Genomic DNA, 18,990 nt, shown 5'->3' with positions numbered 1-18,990 from the left:
AGATGAACTCGCTCGGCTACGACGTAGTCCTCACCAAACGGCCGGCACCGCCCACCGGCCCCGCGAGAGCTGCCTGACAAGGAACTGAACACAGCGTCACCCATGCCCGGGCCCAGCCCACGGCGGGCGTCAGCCCGCCCGCCAACGCCCCGCGCCCCAGGCAGTGGGTGACTCGGCGTGGCCCCGGCACCGACGCGCCCTGTCCCAGCGCGGTCACCACCTGGCCTTGCCCGTTCCAGCGTGGTCACCAGCGCCGTGGGCCCGTCACGACCACCAGTCACCTCATTTTCCCTCTAGGATTCGTCCAGCCGGGTGAACCCGGCCTCGGTGGGCGTGTCCTGGCCGCCCGAGGGTCGTGGTGCCGCCGTCGCGTGACGCCTGCAGCTACCCTTGCCCGGTGAGGTCCATCGCGGGAGTAGAGATCGACCGTGCACGCTTGGCGGCGATCTGCAGTCGTTACGGGATTGCCGAGCTCCAGTTGTTCGGCTCGCAGGCGCGTGGCACCGCAACCGCTGACAGTGACATCGACATCCTGTACACTCTTGCGCCGGGCCGGCGTCTGGGCTGGGACATCGAGCAGTTCGCCGATGACCTCGCCGATCTGTTCGGGCGGCCCGTCGACCTGGTCTCCGTCCGCGGGCTCCACCCGTTGCTCCGCTCGTCCGTCCTGGCTGAGGCGCGGCCCGTTTATGCGGCGTGACATCCTCCTCCTCGGCGAGATGATCGAAGCAGTCGATCAGGCGCAGAAACTCACCGACGGGATCACCATCAGCGGTCTGGAGGCGGACCGCCAGCGCCGCGACGCACTCCTGTGGAACTTCACCGTGCTTGGCGAGGCCGCCAGTCAGCTCTCCGGCGAGATCACCAGGCGTTTCCCCGACATCGCCTGGAAGCAGCCTGTCCGGCTACGCAACCGGATCGTCCACGGCTACTGGTCCGTCGACCTCGAGATACTGCACACCGCGGCCAGGGAGCAACTGCCGCAGTTCGCCGCCGACCTACGCCGGGTTCTCGCCGCTGTAGACGAAGTCACCTGAACCAACTGGGGCCTCAGCAACGAATACCACCGGGGTGACTTCGGTGGTGATCTGCGGCAGATGGTGAAGCGGTTCTACGATGCCATCTCTCTTTTGCCAGCTGGGGCACCTGCCGGGTGATGCTCCGCCTGCCCCGCTCGCCTCGATGATCCCGTCCCGGATGGGACCACCGGTGCCCAGGGCAGGATGCTGAAGCGGACGGCACCGGAGGGCCCCGCCGGCGGCCCCACGGCCAACGAGAACGGCTCGGTGCCGGCCAGCCAGCCGGTCGCGCGCCTGCTCGATGGCCCTGCGAACGTCAGCCTGGCTGATCTGGTCGGTGAAGGCGAGACGTTGGAGCGTCAGGTGCAGCCCGTCAGGTGGTACCGGGTCGAGGGCGGGTAGGCGCAGCCGCCGCTGGCAGCGGTCGGCAAGGGCGTGCAGCTCGGTGACGTCCTCGAAGGTCAGCATCCAGTGGTGGGAGCGGCGCGCGGTCGCCTACGCCAGGATCTCGGCTCCGGCGCCACGTCGGAGATGACGTCGAGCGCCGCGGGTAAGGCCACTCCTTCGCTGTCACAGGGACTCGTGGAGGTGCGTCGGCATGACGGCCAGCAAAGATATCTATATCTATTTAACGCTTCCGGTGGGTGGAGGCACCCTCCCGACGTCGCGACCAAGAGGCGACTGTGTGCAGGTCGACCGTGTGCAGGGATGGTCCCACCGGCGGGCGCGGTCGCCGGTCCGTGGAAAAATCTAGATATATCGGCTAGTATTCGATGTGGCGAGGGCAGAGGCGCAGCCCGGTCCAGGAGGAGCCACAGCGTTACGTCGCTGGCTGGCCGCTGCGTCGCAGCGGTGGTCGGTCTGAGGCACGAGAACATGGTCCGCTCGGAGAGGGAGCCGACGTTGCTCATCCCCTTTGACGACTATCCGTTGCACCAGACGGCGCTGCCCGTCGCGCACGCGGGTGACGGACACGCTGACTTCTATGACCGGTTCTGGTTCAACGGCTACGACGAGGAGATGTACTTCGCGGTCGCGCTCGGGCTGTATCCGAACCGCGGCGTGATCGATGCCGCCTTCAGCGTGGTCCACGACGGGGTGCAGCGGTCGGTGTTCGCCTCCGGGCGGATTCCGCTTGATCGGACCAGTACGACCATCGGCCCGATCTCGATCGAGATCGTCGAGCCGATGCGGGTCAGCCGAGTCCTGGTCGATTCCCCGGAGCACGGGCTGACCGCCGACCTCGTCGCGACGGCGCGCACCGCGGCCTACGAGGAGCCGCGTCAGACCCGCCACGAGGGCACCCGGCTGGCCATGGACGTCACCCGCGCGACGCAGATGGTGAGCTGGTCCGGGGCGTTCTCGACCGGCGGCCAGGAGATCCGGATCGCCCCCGGGACCTTCGGTACGAAGGACCGCTCCTGGGGAGTCCGAGGAGTTGGCGATCCGGCGCCGGCGGCGCCGCGTACCTCGAGTCCCCAGCTGTTCTTCCTGTGGGCTCCGCTGAACTTCGCCGACGAGTGCGTGCACTACCTGGTGTTCGAGAACGAGTTCGGGCGGCCGTGGGCGGAGACGGCCGTGGTCATGCCCGTGCTGGGCGAGGGCGCGCCCGTGGCAGGACCGGATCTCGGGTTCCGTGAGCTCCATGGAGCGCGGCACGACATCCGCTGGGCGCCGGGGCTGCGGCGCTCCGAGCGCGCCTCCATCGTTGTTCCCGGCGGCGAGGCGGTCGAGCTGGAGCCGTTGCGGGCGTTTCGTATGAAGGGCGTCGGCTACCTGCATCCCACCTGGTCACATGGCAGATGGCACGGCGAGCTGGCGGTCGGCGGCGAGGCACACAGGACCGCCGACCTGGACGTCCTGGCGTTCGACACGGTGCACGTACAGCAGGTGATGCGGGCGACCTGGGGGCAACGGACAGGGCTCGGTGTGCTGGAACAGGCGGTCATCGGGCCGTACCGGCCCGGCGGATTTCTCGACCTGTTGGACGGGGCACGAGAGCGGGTCCACGACGAAGAAGGCGGGGAGGAACTGTCAGGTGAGTGACGGCGTGTGGGGCAGTGCGCAGCAGCACACCACCACGGAGCTGCTGGTGCGGCGGATCGAGAAGGAGCCTGACACCGAATACCTGGACATCGGTGGCCGCACGCTGACGGCGGCTCAGGTCGGGGACGCCGCCGCGCGCCTTGCCACCGGGCTGCAGGCACTCGGGGTCGGGCCCGGTGACCGGGTGGCGATGTTGCTGGAGAACTCGCCGGAAATGCTGATCGCCTGGTGGGCGGCGCAGTGGGCAGGTGCCGTCGCGGTGCCCATCAACACCGCCTACAAGGGCGAGTACCTGCGCCATCAGCTGCGCGACTCGGGGTCGACCGTGCTGATGGTCGCCGGCGACCTCGCCGACCGTGCCGCCGCCGTCACCGCGGCCCTGCCCGCCCTGGCCCACGTCCTGGTGACGGGGCCGGAGGTACCGGCGTTCCCCGGTGCGACCGGGCATTCCTTCGAGGAGCTGCTGGCCAGTGCGCCGTTGGCGGAGCCGGTGGCACGTCGGCCCTCGGATCTGGCGACCTTCATCTACACGGGTGGGACGACCGGGCTGTCCAAGGGCTGCATGCTCAGCCACAACTACCACGAGGCCCTGTCCAGGCAGATCGGGTACAGCTGGGGCCGGACCGCGGATGACGTGGTGTGGACACCGCTGCCGATGTTCCACTACAACGCTCTGGTCACGGCCGTGGTCGGAACACTGGTGTACGGCGGGCGGGCGGCTGTCTACCGGAAGTTCTCGGTCTCGAACGCGCAGGTGCCCCAACAGCATGGTCAGAATCGTCTGTTCCGCTGGCGGCGAGTAGCCGAGCGTGGCCGCGAGCTGATGTGTCAGCAGGTCTGGGTCACGCAACTGCGCAAGTTCGACGAACCACACCCCGTCGGGAAACTCGCCGCGGACATCCGCGGCGGTGCGCAAGGCCAGCCGGGTCTTGCCCACACCGCCCGCGCCCACGAGGGTGACCTGCCGAAACCGCCCGAGTAGCTGCCTGAGGTCGGCACGCTCCTGCCGCCGGCCGACAAAGCTGGTCACCTCTGTGGGCAGGCCCGTTCCGGGGAGCCGCGGCGACGTGGACGCGGTCATGGTCAATTTTTTCCGAGTGCGAGACAACACGTCAAGTCGCGACCCGCGGGCTGTCTGGCGCCCGGCGACGCGGTGGGAGCGATCGGAGAACTGTCAGACATCCCCGTAGGCCGTCTACGTAGTTCCACTGTGGACGGGCCCGGGAGAAACGCCGATCCTTTTCCCACGGCTGGGTCCGGCATCCCAGCCGCTCCGCACGTCCGGATGCGCGTCCCGGACAGCCCGCCAGACCCCGGGCATCCGGGTCCCTGGTCCAGGTACGTCGAGTACCTGGAGGATCCGTCGATGACGCCCCTTTCGGTAACTACAACTACCCCACACACCAGAAATCCCGTCAGAAGCCACCACCGAACAGCCAGGCACTGCTACCGATGTCACACGTCGTGGCGGCGAGCACTCCGCTGGCAACGCCTCTCTCACCCGAGTCCCGGCTGACCGGCGGGCGGCAGCCCCCGATCCTGTCCCGGACGCCCGTCATCGCCGTCCGCGACGGGCGGCGGTGGCCTGGGCCAGGGCCGAGTTGACGGTGGCCGGACGATGTCCGCCAGAGGCCCTGCTCCGCCAGATCCACGCGCGTACGCCTGCGGAGGAGCAAGCCCGGGTGCCCCGTCGCGTCGTGGTGGATCCGGCATCGAGCCCCACGCACCGAGAGGCTGCGCAGGCCGGGTCCTGATCTCTCAGCAGCAGGCCCGCAGCCGAACCACGAGGTCGGCGACGGCGTCGGAGTCGAGGCTGGCAGGCGGGGTGAACGAGAGGCGGGTCAGCAGCCCGGAGTAGCGCGCGGCGATACGGCCGGGCAGCTCCCCGGGGGCGGCGACGATCGCGAACGCCTCGACCATCTCGTCGGTGATCAGTCGGGCCATGTCGGACCAGCGCCCGGCTTTCGACAGGGCGGTCAGCTCCTCGTTCGCGGCCCCCCAGCCGTGCAGGTCGAAGACACCGTGATAGGCAGGGGTGGAGGCGTAGAAGGCGATCTGGCCGCGGACCTGCGGGAGCTTCCGCTCGATCTCCTCGTCGGTTCCGGTCACAATGAACGGGGTGTTGGCGACCTCGAAACCGTCCATTGTCGCACCCGTTTTCTCGCGGCCGGCGCGCAGGGCGGGCAGGGTACGCTCACGAATCCACCGGTCGGTGGTGTAGCCGTGGCAGATGAAACCGTCGGCCACCTCGCCGGCGAGGCGGGTCATCGTCTCGCCGACCCCGGCGAGAAGTACCCGGGGTGGGCCGAATTCGTGGCGGGGCGGCACGAAATCCCGAGGCATGAGTGTGTGCTGGTAGTAGGTGCCCTGAAAATCCAGAGGGCTGCCGTCATGCCAGGACGACCAGATCGCCCGCAGCGCGCCCACGAACTCGCGCAGCTGTGCGGCGGGCCGCCCCCACGGCATGCCGAAACGGCGGGTGACGTGCGGCTTCACCTGGGAGCCGAGGCCGAGCAGGAACCGGCCGCGGGAGTGGCGCTGCAGGTCGTCGGCGGTGTAGGCCAGGCTCATCGGCGAGCGGGCGAACGCCACCGCGATGGAGGTGCCCACGGTGAGGTGTTCGGTCACCTCGGCGGCGATGGCCAGTGGCAGGAACGGATCCTGGTTGACTTCCCCCGCCCACACCGCGTCATACCCGCGGGATTCCAACGCGCGGGCGCGGTCCGCTGCACCGGACAGTCCACTGAGCGTACCGTCGACTTTCACCCCGCAAAGAATACTTCCTCACGCCGTCCGTGACACCCTTCTCACCATCCGAGGCGCGCAGATGACCGAATCCGAGTCCGCACCTGTCATCCTGACCGACGTTCGCGACCGCGTCGCCGTCATCACCCTCAACCGGCCCGCGGCGCGCAACGCGCTGAGCCGGCAGCTCACTCATGCGTTGTGGGACGAGATGTCCGCTGCCGGTGACAATCCCGACGTCGACGCCGTCGTCCTCACCGGCGCCGACCCGGCGTTCTGCGCGGGGGTCGATCTGCGGGAGGTGTCGGGCGAGGTGCCACCGACCGACGTCGAGAGACCGCCCGGCGCCGGCCCCGAACGTGACACCAACGGCCTGTACCGGTTCCTGCCCGTCATCGCCAAACCCGTCATCGGCGCGATCAACGGTGTCGCGGTGACCGGCGGCCTGGAGGTGGCGTTGCAGTGCACGTTCCTGGTGGCGTCGGAACGGGCGCGGTTCGCCGACACCCACGCCCGGCTCGGGGTCATGCCGGGTGGTGGGGTCACCGTTCTGCTCGCGCAGTCCATCGGGTGGCGGGCGGCCGTCGAGATGTCCCTGACGGGAAACTTCCTGACCGCGGACGAAGCACTGCGCCTGGGCCTCGTCAACCGGGTCGTCCCGCACGCCGAGCTGCTGCCCACCGCCCGCGGGCTCGCCGCCGACATCGTCAGCAACGACCAGCGCAGTGTCCGCCGGCTGCTGCGGCACTACCGGCAGCTGGCGAACACCGCCACCCTCGACGAGGCGCATCTCGTCGAGGGCGTCCTGGCGGAGACGTGGCGGCGCGGCACCGCCGACGTCGCCGCCCGCCGGGCCGCCGTCACCGCCCGCGGGAAGGCGCAGGCCCTCCATCCCTGAGGCCGGCCTGCGGGCGACCCTCGGCATCCTCGCCCGCACCGTCGAACAGCAGCGGTCCGGCCACTGACCCCTGGCTGTCGCGCGGAATCGACGCGCCCAGCTCGTCACGGACGTGGAGGCGGTTCGGCCCGGGTCCCGTAGGTGAGGACCCGGGCCGTCGGCATGCCAGATCAGCGGTGGGAGCGGCCGAGGCGGAAGCGGTCGAGGACAACCGGGGCGACGTCCGGCGTCCTCAGGTCGAAGGAGTAGCTGACGACCTGCGCCGTCGCGGTGTCGAACACCGAGAACACGGCATGGTCGTTGCTCTGGACGAAAGGCAGTGGTGTGCCGTCCGCTGCCCGGTGCGGATTGACCGTCGGGACGATCGGCGCGAGCCCGCCCGGGTTGCCGATGGCCCAGTAGTTCCGCGGGTCCCACGGTGCCGGCGGAACCGGGCGGGTCCGGCCGCTGAGGGGGTGGAAGGCTCCGTAGGTGTTGCCGGTGTTGGAGGTCTCCAGGAAGTTCGTCCGCCCGTTCCTGCTGACGAACCGGTTCCACAGGTGGCTGTGGCCGTTCTGCACCAGGTCGACCCCGGCGTTCTCCAGCAGCGGCTGCAGGTCGTAGAGCAGGCGGTTGTCGGCCAGTGGGTACTCGTACCGGACCCCGACGAGTTCACCGGCGTCGTTGCGCTCCTCGATCCGCTCCGGGTCGGCGAACACCGGCATGATGTTGTCGCCGAGACCCTGCGGGCCTTCGTGCAGGATGACCACCCGGTACTTCGCCCTGGTGAACTCGCGGCTGGCCAGCTCCTTCTTCAGCCACCGGAACTGCTCGCTGGAGGCGTCGACGGCCTCGAAGATGTGCTCGCCGTAGCCCTGCGCGAGCGGGTTGCCGAGGTTGGCGCCGGCCTCCTGGTAGCGGCTGGTCGACGTGCGCGCCGCCGGGTCCGCGTTGGCGGTGGTGCCCCGCCAGATCCGGGTCGAGTACAGCGAGATCATCCGGACGTCGCCGATGGTGGTCGCGTAGTAGGTCTCGCCGCCCGGGGAGCTTTTCGGTAGCGTGAAGATCTCCTCGTAGGTGGTGGTCGAGAAGGAGTTGTCGCGGATCCACTGCTCGCGGACCGCCCGGTTGCGGGTCGGGTTGACCTGCGCGGCCACGGCCTCGTACGCCCTCTCGGCGACCTCGCGGGGGACCGGCGCGTTGAACGATCCGCCCAGGGTGGTGGCACCGGCCCGCCGGCCCTGGACCTCGTGGTTGCCGATCGCCGGGAAGAGCGGCGTGTTCTGGATGATCTCCCCGCCGACGTAGGGAACGCCGTTGGTGCCGTTGCGGCCGCCGTTGCCCTGCAGGACGGGGAAGAACGCGCTGCCGCGGGTGTCGTCGAACCACTCCGAGGCCCGGTCCGGGACGTTGACCAGGTCACCGGCGACGAACACCGCGTCCATCCGGCCGAGGGTCTCCAGCGCCTTCTGCAGGTTCGCCGGTGTGTTCACCATCGCCTGGTGGTCACTGGTCAGCAGGATCTTCGTCGGCTGGCCGGCGCGCGGAAGGGGCTGTAGCTGGAAGGTACCCGAACCGGCCAGGCGGGAACTGCCCGGGCGGGGGCTGTTCGGGCGGGCGCTGTCCGGACGGGAGCCGTCCAGGCTCACGACGCGGTAGGGCACGCGTTCCCCGGCCCGCAGCCCGTTGACGGACGCCTCGTGCCGCCACACGTCACGCGCGACGATGCCGGCACCGGCTGCGGGCCTGCGGTCCGCCGGCACGTTCGAGGCGGAGTCCTCGGCGGATCTCGACAGTTTCGTCGTGGACGCGGTCACCTGGGTGATGCCCGGGATACGGGTCCGGCCCGTGGCGACCGCGCCGAGCATCTCGGTGTCGAGCTGGTCGACGCCCCTGCCGACCAGCGCGACGTGCCTGCTGCCGGCGAACTCGGTGAACCACACGACGTGCACGCCGCGCTCCGAGGGCGCCTGCAGGAACGGGTCTGTCAACAGCGGCAACGACCCGACCGGATCGGTGGAGAAGGCACCCTCAGCTGGGGGTGAGACCCGCGGGGGTGTCGCGGACGTGGGCAGCACCGCCGCGCCCAGTACCCCGCAGAGTGCTCCGGCCACCACGACGGACGACGCTGCCCGGCGCCGCCAGGACCATCTCGGCCTGGGCCGGGGCGGGACAGCTGGAGGAGACGCAGACACGGAGAACCTCTATTCGGCTGTAGAACTTCGGACGGCTACCGAGCATGCGGGCCCCGCATGGCCTCGGCCTTGCGCCTCCACCACCGCCGGATGTCTTCGGAGCAAACAGGTGCCTCGCAGTTGACTGATCACGCGATCTCAGGCGAAGGCTTACCTGACCTGCGGGTCCGTAGCCACCGGCCATGCCACGGTGACCGTGCGCGCCGACTGTCGGGTGCGGGCAGCCTCCCGCTGCCCGCACCCGAGTCCGAGCCCGAGTCCGGACCCTCGGGGCCGCTGTTTCGCGGCGGCCGGGGCCTACCGGTCAGGTCAGCCGAGGTTGCGCTGCTGGACCTCCCAGTCGGGATCGGTGCACAGGCCGCAGGACGGGCCGGTGAAGCGCTGCCCCGCCGTCTGGTCGCCCCTGAGCTGCCACTTCAGCCAGTCCTTGCCGACCTGGGCGAACTCGCCGCCGTTGGTCTGGCCGTAGGTGCCGAAGTGGCCGACGTCGAGGCTGCCCAGGAAGGCGGGCAGGGTCGACGGCAGCTTGCTCCAGTCGTCGAGCGCGTTGGCGTGGGCGATGTCGCTCTCCCCGCCGGTGATGTAGGCGACGGGTGCGTGCAGCTCACGCAGCCCGGGCTTGGGACCCGTCCCGAACAGGCCGCTGTTCCAGATCACGCTGGTGGTGATCCGCGGATCGGCGCTGACCTCGATGGCCTCGAGCCCGCCGCAGGACTGCCCCATCGCCGCGATCTTCGTGGTGTTGAGTTTCCCGCGGTATTTGCTGAAGAGCCGGCTGTTCTCCCGGATGGCCCAGTCGATGCTGTCGGTCAGCCAGGATGCCTGGGTCTGGCCGGTGCCGCCAGGGCGGCCGTTGGCGATGACCAGGAATCCATGTGACGCGATTTCCAGCAGGAAGTCATCGAACCAGGTCCCGTCCGCCCGGCAGGCGCCGTTGCCCCAGACGACGATCGGCAGGGTCGTGTTGGTGGGCAGGGTGCGCGGTCGGTAGACGGTGTGGTTGGATAACCGGAGGTCGGTCTCGTACATCGCGGGATACGGCCCGGTCCCACTCCCGGCCGACACCTGGGCGTTCACCGCGGGAACGGCGACGAACACTCCCGCGAGCGCGAGTGCCAGGCTGGTCACCACAACGCAGGTGCGCCGAACAAAAGGTCTCATGTATTTCCTCCGATGCATCGGCGAGTGTCGCCGAATTTGCGGTCGAAGCTAGGTTGATGAGCGCCTGGAGTCAACGCAGGGCGTGTTTCTGGATCGGTCTTTCGGCCCGAAGGTGGAGTTGGGCCAGGTGAGGGAGCCGGGCGGGAAAACGAAAACCATCCCTCCCTTTTCGTGGTTGGCTCCAATCCGGGCTACTCGACCGTCGTAGCGGCCGGAAACTGCCGTGGCCTTCCTGTCGTACGTTTTTCGCAGCCGGGAAGAATGTCGGCGGCCGGCGCGCGCAACTCCTGACAGGTCGCTGGAGACGGCCAGAGGAGTGGGAAGAGGTGGGCAGTGACCTGTTCCAGCCCGGTCCGCATGAGGGGATCTCGACGTAGCGGACGTCCAGCGGTGGGTGGTGGCGGCGCGCAGGCGGCTGGTTGACCCGGGTCCGACGCCGCGTGGGCCGACGCAACCGGCCGGCTGCGAGCCCGCAGCTGGCTCGACGACACCGGCCGGCCGACGGAGGCGTCCTGGTCCGCCCTGCACGCGATCGAGGGGACGACGGACCGCACCGCCGCCTCGGTCTGGGAGCCGCTCGGCCCCGACGAGGTCGAACGGTGCGTCGCGCTGCTGGCCCCTGTCGCCAGGGGCGCCGCGGCTCTCCTGCGGTGGCCGAATCCGATCGGCGTGCCCGACCCGCGGGAGCCAGGCTCCGGGTAGGCGTCAGGCGTTCCGACTCCTGGAGCGCCGCGCCTACGGCTGGACTGCCAGCGGGCTGGCGCCCGCCTCGCGGCGGCCGGGGGTGAAGGCGATGGGCAGGGAGTTCGGGGCGCGGGTGAGGGTGTTGTGGAAGTGGATCTCGGCGCCGTCCGCGACGCGGAGGTCGTGGAGTCGGCGGAGCAGTTCCTCCAGGGCGATCCGGAGGTTCTGCCGGGCGAGGTTGGAGCCGATGCAGCGGTGTGGGCCGGCGCCGAAGGCCAGATGACGGTTCGTGGCCCGGTCGAGGTCGAAGGCCTCGGGGGAGGGGAACTCGTCCTCGTCGTAGCCGGCTGAGGCCCAGTAGAGGAGAACCTTGTCGCCCTTCCTGATCTGCTGGCCGCCGAGCTCGACGTCCCGGGTGGCCGTGCGGGCGATGGCGACGAACGGCCCGTCGAGCCGCAGCAGTTCCTCGACCGCCTTCGGGATCAGGTCCGGCTGGGCGCGCAGCCGCGCCGGGATCTCGGGGGAGAGGCAGAACCGGTGCATCATCAGGCCCAGCGCCCCCGCGGTGGTCTCCAGGCCACCGAGAACGAGGAGCTGGACGATGCCGATGATCTCCTGCTGGGCCAGCGGCCGGCCGTCGAACTCGGCCGTCAGGACGGCGTCGACGACGTCGCCGCGCGGTGGCTCGCCGCGCCGGCGCTCGACGAGGGCGGTGATCCACGCGGCGAGGCCCGCCCAGGACGCCGCGGCGTCGGGGTCGTTGGGAATCGACGATGTCGAGGCCAGCCGGGACACCTCGTCGAGGTCCTCCGGAGGGGCCCCGAGCCCGAACTCGAAGAACGTCAGGCTCGGCAGCGGCCGGGCGAAGTCGTCCATGAACTCGCAGCGCCCGCTCTCGATGAAATCATCGATGAGGCGGGAGACCAGCGCCCGGGTGGCATCCTCCCACGGGGCGATCATCTGCGGTGTGAAGTGGGCGTTGATCAGTTTCTTGTAGGCGCGCTGCTCGGGCGGGTCGACCTCGACCGGAATGTTGCGGACATGCGTCCGGCTCGGCGGGATGTTCAGACCGTCGGTCGAGGTGAAGGTCGCCCAGTCCTGGGCGACCTTCAACACGTCCTCGTATTTCGTGATGACCCAGAATCCGCCGTGCAGGTCGCTGTGGGCCACCGGGCACAGCGACCGCATCCGGGCCAGGGATTCGTGCAGCACGGGAGCCAGCTGCGGCGAGACGTGGTCGAACTCGCGGAGAAGCCAGGCGTCGGGCATCGCGGCTGGCGACGCGCTCGACGCGCTCGACGTCGTTGACCCGTTCGACGTGGGTGACGTGGGTGACGTGGGTGACCCGTTCGAGGTGGATAAGTTCGTGTCCATGGTCGCTCCTGAAAGGGAGGGCAGCGCCCGATTCGGCCGGGGAGGGGAGAGACGGCGGTCGGTCAGTCGCTCAGTCCGTGTTGATCCAGACGGACTTGACGTTGAGATAGCCCTGGAGTGACTGCTGGCCCATCTCGCTGCCCCAGCCGCTCGCCTTGTGGCCGCCGAACGGCACCGCCGGGTCCAGCTGCAGGAAGGTGTTCACCCACACGGTGCCGACCCGCATCTCGGCGGCCAGCCGGTGCGCCCGGCCGACGTCGCGGGTCCACATTCCGCCGGAGAGGCCGAACGGGGTGTCGTTCGCCCGGGCGGCCACCTCGTCGTCGGAGTCGAACGGCAGCAGGCATGCCACCGGGCCGAAGATCTCCTCGCGGGCGATCCGCATCCCGTCCTCGACGTCGGTGAAGACGGTGGGCGCGACGAAGTAGCCGTCGGCGAGGCCGTCGTCCGTCAGCCGGCTGCCGCCGGCGATGACCCGGGCGCCCTCGTCGCGGCCCAGGTCGAGGTAGCCCGTGACGCGGTCGAGCTGCTCGGCCGACACTACCGGGCCGATCTTCGTCCCCGGTTCCAGGCTCCGCCCGACCCGCAGGTTCCGCGCGAAGGCCGCGACTCCGTCGGCGAACTCGTCGTAGATCGGGCGCTCCACGTAGATGCGGGTGCCGGCGCAGCAGATCTGGCCCGAGTTCGAGAACACGGCCATCGCCGCGCCGGGGATCGCCTTCGCGAGGTCGGCGTCGGCGAAGACGACGTCCGGTGACTTGCCGCCGAGTTCCAGCGTGAGCCGCTTGAGGTTGCCGGCGGACGCCCGGACGATGTGCTGGCCGACGGCGGTCGAACCGGTGAAGGCGACCTTGTCGACGCCCGCGTGCTCGGTGAGCGCCGCGCCCACGGTCTCGCCGAACCCGGTCACGATGTTCACGACGCCGGCCGGCACCCCGGCCTCCAGCAGCAGCTCACCGATCCGGACGGCGGCGAGGCCGGCCTCCTCGGCGGGCTTGAGCACCATGGTGCAGCCGGTGGCCAGCACCGGTGCGATCTTCCAGACGGCGTTGCTGACCGGCCGGTTCCACGGCACGATCGCCGCCACCACGCCGACCGGTTCCCGCAGCGTGTAGGTGAAGAAGGAGCCGGGGAGCGAGTTCGGGATGGTCTCGCCGTGGATCTTCGTGGCCCAGCCGGCGAAGTAGCGCAGCACGCTGGCCTCCCACGACACGCGCGTGTGACCCGGCCGCTGCCTGCCGATCGGCAGGCCCATGTCCAGCGCCTCGAGGAGGCGGAGCTCCTCGTAGTGCTCCTGGAGCTTCTCGGCGCACGCCCACAGCAGGTCCTGGCGCTGCCCCGGCTTCATCGCCCGCCACGGGCCGGTCTCGAACGCGGCGCGGGCGGCGGCCACCGCGAGGTCGGCGTCCTCGGCTCCGCCCTCGGCCAGCTCGGCGATCACCCGGCCGGTGGACGGGTTGATGCTGGGGAACGTCCTCCCGCTGACCGCGTCGACCCAGGCGCCGCCGATCAGCAGCTTCTTCGGGCCCGCCTCCAGAAAGGGAAGCACCGGCGATTCAGGCAGGACGGCGCCTGTCGTCATCGGAACTCCTGCCCGCGCGGCTACCCGCGCAGCTCGTAGAAGGTGAGAGTCGGCGGTGGCTGCATCGCCACCGTCCTGCTGCGTGGGACCCGGCCGTCGGCGGAACGCGCCCTCAGCTCGCGGAGCATCGCGTCCACGTCGTCGGTCTCGATCTCGTAGACGGTGAGATACCGGAACGACCCCGGGGGCACCTGAAGGTGGCCCGCCTCGCGGACGTGATAGCGACGGGCGGCGAGGAACCCTGGCACCTGGAGAATGCCCGGGATGTGGTCCTCGTCGTACCACCGGTTGTACTCCTCCTCGAGCTCCGCGCTGACGGGGCTCGACTGTGCGATGAGGACACCGCGGGGCATGGCCACCTCCGGATGGGCGGTGTGGCGGGCCGGGAGGCCCCGTCCTGTGCGGGCCTGGCCCGTGGGGAATCCCGATCGACGTGGCTGCGGGGGGTCGTCGGCGCGGAAGCGCGGGCGGTCTCGGTCGGTCTCGGTCGGTCTCGGTCGTCCTGGCAGTCCTGGCAGTCCTGGTCAGGCGTCGGGCAGCAGGGCGGGGGGCAGCCCGATGCTGCGGGTCTCCAGGAAGCTCCGCAGCCCTTCGGGACCGAGCTCCCGGCCGAGCCCGGACTGCCTGAACCCGCCGAACGGCACCAGGGGGAAGGGCGGGTAGGCGCCGTTGATCGCGACGGACCCGGTGCGGAGCCGTTTCGCGACGGCGAGCCCGCGGGACGGGTCCGTGGTCCACACGCCGCCGGACAGGCCGTACTGGGAGTCGTTGGCGATCCGGACGGCGTCCTCGGCGTCCTCGGTGTCGTCGTAGGGGATGAAGCTCAGGACCGGGCCGAAGATCTCCTCCTGCGCGACCCGCATGCCGTTGTCGACGTCGGCGAGGACGGTCGGTGCCACGTACCAGCCCTTCGGCAGGTGGGCCGGCCGCCCGCCGCCGGCGACAACCCGCGCGCCGTCCGAGACGGCGCCCTGGATGTAGCCCTCGACCCGGGTTCGCTGCCGCTCGGCGACCAGCGGCCCCACCACGATCGACGGGTCGTGCGGGTCACCGACCGGCACCGCGTCCGCCGTCGGGCCGGCGATCTCCAGCGCCTCCCGGTAGCGCGAGCGCGCCACCAGCACCCGGGTGTGCGCGCCGCAGACCTGGCCGGACAGGTGCATGCCGCCCTTCACCACCGCCGCGACGGCGACCGCCAGGTCGGCGTCGTCGAGGATGACCGCGGCCGACTTCCCGCCGAGCTCGAGGGAGACGCGCTTCACCTGCTCCCCGCACAGGGACATGATCCGCTTTCCGGCGGCGGTCGAGCCGGTGAAGGCGATCTTGTCGACGCCCGGATGCGTCACGAGATGCTCCCCGGCCTCGCGGCCGCCGGGCAGGACGTTCACCACGCCCGCCGGGATGCCGGCCTCGATGGCCGCCTCGGCGAGGAGGTAGTTGCTCAGCGGGGCCTCGACCGGCGGCTTGACCACGACGGTGCACCCGGCGGCCAGCGCCGGTGCGACCTTCCACGCGGACAGGGTCACCGGGGCGTTCCACGGCACGATCGCGGCCACGACCCCGACCGGCTCGGAGGTCACCAGACCGCCGCGGGCGCCGGCCCGGACGAGCCGCTCGAACTCGTAGGTGCGGATCAGCTCGGCGTAGTACTCGAAGACGGGGGCGACGAGACCTGTCTGGGCCTGCTTCGACTGGCTGACGGCGCAGCCCATCTCGTCGACCGTGACCCGGGCGATGTCGTCCTCGTGCTTGCGCAGCGCGACGGCGAGCCGGTCGAGCGCGTCGGCACGTTCGGCGGGGCTCAGCCGCGGCCACGGGCCGTGGTCGAAAGCGGCGCGGGCCGCGGCCACCGCGCGGTCCATGTCCTCGGCGGTGGCGAACGGGACCTCGCCGACGGGTTCCTCCGTCGAGGGCGAGATGACCGTGGAGGGCTCGCTGGCGCTCGGTTTGGCCCACGTGCCGTCGATGTAGAACGTCCGCCGGTACATCAGCTGATCGCTCATCGTCGTCTCCCTGGGTCGTTCTCCGGCGGACTTTAGCATCGGGAGCGAGCGCTCGCTAGCAGAGCAAGATCTTCCCAGCTCCGGGTGTTGGTCCGGGGTGATCAAGAATAGGTGAGTACTTACTTCTCTATCGAAATTAACGTAATCATGGGCGCGGGTGGCTGTCGACCGGGAGACCGGAGGCCGGGCCGGTCGGGCCGGTCGGGCCGGGGTCAGGTTCAGGTCAGGTCAGAAGGTGGCGGAGAGTGCCCAGGGGCCGTCGGGGAACGGCTGGCCGAGCAGATCCATGCTGTAGGTGATGCGGCCGGTGACGGATCCCGGGGGGGTGGCGCAGAGCGCCAGCGTGGCGTCGGCCATGGCGCTGTCCGGCTCGACCGGTGCGTTGTCCGGGGTGTGCGGGGAGACCACGGCGACGCCCGGGGTCATCACCAGGCCGGAGGTGCCGAGGGAGTTGACGCCGACGCCGGTGCCCTCGAGCTCGGCCGCGAGGCCGGTGGTGAGGCGGTCCAGGGCGCTCTTGCACATGCCGTACGGGGTGCAGCCGTCGCTGGCCCAGTCCGGGTACGGCGGGCCGATGGGGTGACGGGCCTGTTTGGACGTGATGTTCACGATCCAGCCGCGGCCGTGCTCGACCATCCCCGGAACGGCCAGCTGGCACAGTCGGAACGGGGCGTGGACCATCATCTGGAACATCAGCCCGTAGCGTTTCGGGGTGATCTCCAGTGCCGGCCCGTAGAAGTTGACGCCCGCGTTGTTGACCAGGGTGTCGACCGGCCCGAACAACGCCTCGGCGCGTTCGACGATGGTCTCGACATCCTGGGGCACGGTGATGTCCGCCTGGACGGCTGCCGCCCGGCCGCCGTCCGCCTGGATGCGCCGCACCATCTCGGAGATCGAGCCGGGCAGCGGGGAGGTGTCCGGCTCCAGGGTTCTGGCGACCAGGGCGACCGCCGCGCCCTCGGCCGCGAGCCTGCGCGCGATGTTCGCTCCGATCCCCCGGCTCGCACCGGTGATGATTGCTACGCGGCCATCCAGTGATCCCACGAGTCCTCCGAGGCTTGAACGCTCCGAGCCGGCGTGGCCGAGACGGGCGCTGGTCATGCTAACAGAGTGAGCAAACACTCTGTGCTGTTCGGGCTGCTCGCAGGACGTCCACCGGGCGACCACAGAGCGCCTGTGGGAGCGCCATCTTCTCGCGCGCCCGCGCCAGGCGCCGAATCTTGTGAGGTGAGCAGTCGCTGAGCTACCGTCGCTGCTGGGCGGAGTTCGCGCGCCTGTCAGGCCGACGGTCCGCCGCCGGCGGAGGTGGCCGCAGGCGGAGGGTCGCCGTCGCCGTAAGCCACGAGGCAGGGCTGGGCAGGGGTCTCCGCCGGCGAGTCGGCCAGAGCTGGTGGACGGGCGGATCCCGAGATAAGTGAGTGAGCGCTTGCTAAAATTGTGCCCCTACGGTGTGGGTCACTGATCGGAGTCCTGATGGATCTGCTGTTGCGTCACGCCACGCTGATCGACGGGACCGGCGCGCCCGCCCGGCCGGCGGAGGTCGCCGTGGCCGAGGGCCGGGTGGCCGCCGTCGCCGAGCCGGGTGAGCTCGTCCCGGCGGCGGGCACCGAGGTCGTCGACCTCGACGGCCTGGTGCTCGCCCCGGGTTTCATCGACGTCCACACGCACTACGACGCCCAGATTCTCTGGGACGGCGACCTCACCCCGTCCAGCTGGCATGGCGTGACCAGCGTGATCATGGGCAACTGCGGCTTCGGTGTCGCCCCGACCCGGCCGGAGCACCGCGACCTCATCGTGCGCCTCCTCGAGAACGTCGAGGGGATGTCCAGGGATGCGCTCGACGCCGGCATCGACTGGTGCTTCCATTCGTTCCCCGAGTACCTCGCGGCCCTGGACGCACGCCCCAAGCGGCTCAATGTCGGCGCCTTCATCGGCCACTCCCCGCTGCGGCTGTTCGCGGTCGGCGGCGAGGAGCGCCCGGCGACGGCGGACGAGCTCGACACGATGCGCGGGCTGCTGCGCGAGGCGCTGGACGCGGGTGCGATCGGCTTCTCGACCTCGCGGCAGCCCGCCCACCAGGGGGCCTACGGGCGTCCCGTGCCGAGCCGGTTCGCCGAGATCGACGAGATCGACTCGCTCGCCTCGGTCCTCGGCGAGGCCGGCCGCGGGGTCCTGCAGGTCTCGATCGGGCCCGGGCTGTTCGTCGACCAGTTCTCCGACCTGGCGGTGCGCCACGGCATACCGGTGACGTGGACGGCGCTGGTCACCCGGTCGGAGAAGCCGGGCGCCGCGCTGCGGACTGTCGCGCGCGGGGCGGCGCTGCCGGGCGAGGTGTACCCGCAGATCGCGTGCCGGCCGATCGTCATGCAGATCACCATGGCCGACCCCGTCCCGCTCGCCCAGATCGACGAGTGGAAGGAAGCGCTCGCGATCCCGCGGGAGGAGCGCCCGGCCCTCTACCAGGACGCGTCCTGGCGCGACCGGGCCCGGCCGGCCACCCTCACGGCCTGGGAGCACCGGTGGCACAAGATCGATGTCGAGGAGACGGGCGCCCACCAGGACGCCGTCGGTGTTCCGCTCGACGAGCTGGCCCGCCGGCGGGGGACCACCCCGTTCGACCTGATGCTCGACCTGGCGCTCTCCGACACCGCCACGACCCGCTTCCGGGTGGTGCTGGAGAACGACGGCGACGCGGAGATCGGTGAGCTGCTCGCCGACCGGCGCACGCTGCTGGGGCTCTCGGACGCGGGCGCGCACGCCAGTCAGCTCTGCGACGCCTGCTATTCGACCCACCTGCTCGGCCACTGGGTGCGCGAGCGTAAGGCGCTGACGCTGGAGGACGCCGTCTGGCGGCTGACCGGGCACCCGCACCAGGCGTTCCGGGTCGCCGACCGCGGGCTCGTGCGGCCCGGGTTCCACGCAGACCTGGTTGCCTTCGACCCGGAGACGGTCGGTGCCGCCCCGGTCGAGCGGGTACACGACCAGCCGGGCGGCGCGGACCGGCTCGTGGTGCGCAGCATCGGGGTCGAGCACGTGTGGGTGAACGGCGTGGCGACCCGCCGTGCCGGTGCGGAGGTCGCGGGCGTCGCCCCGGGCCGGCTCCTGCGCGCCTGACGCGAGGCCAGCAGAACAGCGCGAGGCCAGCAGAACAGAAGGAAGGAAAAGGGCCCTCGGTAACCACCGAGGGCCCTTTCCGCGGTGGGGTCCGGCGAGGGCCGACCGAAAGTGATCCTGCCGGCCGGGTCTTCCTGGACTGGGCTTGAAAAGTGTATGCTCACTTACAATCGGGTGGAGGTTGTGCCGA

Annotated in this window: 14 protein-coding genes and 2 pseudogenes; 8 read left to right on the top strand and 8 right to left on the bottom strand. The window is 70.5% G+C overall.

The annotated features are described in order from the left end of the window. Positions 1 to 397: 397 nt before the first annotated feature. The 5 genes and pseudogenes from B207_RS0114535 to B207_RS33945 all read left to right on the top strand — a co-directional run. On the top strand, positions 398 to 700 hold the full coding sequence (locus B207_RS0114535) for a nucleotidyltransferase family protein (protein WP_035740686.1): 303 nt from the start codon (positions 398 to 400) through the stop codon (positions 698 to 700). After that, the gene (locus B207_RS0114530; protein ID WP_018637273.1) at positions 690 to 1,037 is read left to right on the top strand and encodes a HepT-like ribonuclease domain-containing protein; all 348 of its coding nucleotides are present in this window, start codon (positions 690 to 692) and stop codon (positions 1,035 to 1,037) included. Before B207_RS0114535 ends, B207_RS0114530 begins: the two co-directional genes overlap by 11 nt. Positions 1,038 to 1,223: 186 nt before the next feature. Then, the gene (locus B207_RS39755) at positions 1,224 to 1,421 is read left to right on the top strand and encodes a hypothetical protein (RefSeq protein WP_018637272.1); all 198 of its coding nucleotides are present in this window, start codon (positions 1,224 to 1,226) and stop codon (positions 1,419 to 1,421) included. 501 nt (positions 1,422 to 1,922) lie between these two features. Further along, positions 1,923 to 3,065: a hypothetical protein gene (locus B207_RS0114520; protein WP_051102533.1), complete on the top strand. Its 1,143-nt coding sequence runs from the start codon at positions 1,923 to 1,925 to the stop codon at positions 3,063 to 3,065. After that, positions 3,058 to 3,813: pseudogene (locus B207_RS33945) on the top strand (AMP-binding protein); the annotation flags it as partial. The gene B207_RS0114520 and the pseudogene B207_RS33945, both read left to right, overlap by 8 nt. 1,010 nt (positions 3,814 to 4,823) lie before the next feature. On the opposite strand, the gene B207_RS0114510 reads toward B207_RS33945, so the two are convergent. Further along, positions 4,824 to 5,831, bottom strand: a complete 1,008-nt coding sequence (locus B207_RS0114510) for a TIGR03617 family F420-dependent LLM class oxidoreductase (protein ID WP_018637269.1) — start codon at positions 5,829 to 5,831, stop codon at positions 4,824 to 4,826. Between the two features lie 61 nt (positions 5,832 to 5,892). Between B207_RS0114510 and B207_RS0114505 the strand changes: the two genes are divergently transcribed. Beyond that, on the top strand, positions 5,893 to 6,708 hold the full coding sequence (locus B207_RS0114505) for an enoyl-CoA hydratase (protein WP_018637268.1): 816 nt from the start codon (positions 5,893 to 5,895) through the stop codon (positions 6,706 to 6,708). 170 nt (positions 6,709 to 6,878) lie between these two features. Here the strand turns inward: B207_RS0114505 and B207_RS0114500 are convergent, their stop codons facing one another. Continuing rightward, positions 6,879 to 8,804, bottom strand: a complete 1,926-nt coding sequence (locus B207_RS0114500; protein WP_018637267.1) for a metallophosphoesterase family protein — start codon at positions 8,802 to 8,804, stop codon at positions 6,879 to 6,881. A 387-nt stretch (positions 8,805 to 9,191) separates the two neighbouring features. Then, a complete protein-coding gene (locus B207_RS0114495) occupies positions 9,192 to 10,043 on the bottom strand; it encodes an alpha/beta hydrolase (protein ID WP_035740683.1) in 852 nt (283 codons plus the stop codon). A gap of 441 nt (positions 10,044 to 10,484) precedes the next feature. Between B207_RS0114495 and B207_RS42855 the strand changes: the two are divergent. Then, positions 10,485 to 10,745 (top strand): annotated as a pseudogene (locus B207_RS42855) (helix-turn-helix domain-containing protein); the annotation flags it as partial. Between the two features lie 33 nt (positions 10,746 to 10,778). On the opposite strand, the gene B207_RS0114490 reads toward B207_RS42855, so the two are convergent. From B207_RS0114490 to B207_RS0114470, 5 genes are all read right to left on the bottom strand, one after another. Then, the gene (locus B207_RS0114490) at positions 10,779 to 11,996 is read right to left on the bottom strand and encodes a cytochrome P450 (RefSeq protein WP_018637265.1); all 1,218 of its coding nucleotides are present in this window, start codon (positions 11,994 to 11,996) and stop codon (positions 10,779 to 10,781) included. Positions 11,997 to 12,171: 175 nt separating this feature from the next. Continuing rightward, complete coding sequence (locus B207_RS0114485; RefSeq protein ID WP_018637264.1) at positions 12,172 to 13,683, bottom strand: aldehyde dehydrogenase family protein; 1,512 nt, start codon at positions 13,681 to 13,683, stop codon at positions 12,172 to 12,174. 20 nt (positions 13,684 to 13,703) lie between these two features. Continuing rightward, positions 13,704 to 14,036: a DUF4286 family protein gene (locus tag B207_RS0114480; RefSeq protein WP_018637263.1), complete on the bottom strand. Its 333-nt coding sequence runs from the start codon at positions 14,034 to 14,036 to the stop codon at positions 13,704 to 13,706. 171 nt (positions 14,037 to 14,207) lie between these two features. Further along, entirely contained in the window at positions 14,208 to 15,686 is a 1,479-nt protein-coding gene (locus tag B207_RS0114475) for an aldehyde dehydrogenase (protein WP_018637262.1), read from the bottom strand. A gap of 228 nt (positions 15,687 to 15,914) precedes the next feature. After that, the gene (locus B207_RS0114470; protein ID WP_018637261.1) at positions 15,915 to 16,730 is read right to left on the bottom strand and encodes an SDR family NAD(P)-dependent oxidoreductase; all 816 of its coding nucleotides are present in this window, start codon (positions 16,728 to 16,730) and stop codon (positions 15,915 to 15,917) included. 429 nt (positions 16,731 to 17,159) lie between these two features. Between B207_RS0114470 and B207_RS0114465 the strand changes: the two genes are divergently transcribed. Further along, positions 17,160 to 18,800, top strand: coding sequence for an N-acyl-D-amino-acid deacylase family protein (locus B207_RS0114465; RefSeq protein ID WP_018637260.1), 1,641 nt, complete (start codon positions 17,160 to 17,162; stop codon positions 18,798 to 18,800). The last annotated feature ends 190 nt before the right edge of the window (positions 18,801 to 18,990 follow it).

It is taken from the genome of Parafrankia elaeagni (assembly GCF_000374165.1).
GTDB classification, from domain to species: domain Bacteria; phylum Actinomycetota; class Actinomycetes; order Frankiales; family Frankiaceae; genus Parafrankia; species Parafrankia elaeagni.
This window is presented reverse-complemented; position numbering and strand designations above follow the sequence as displayed.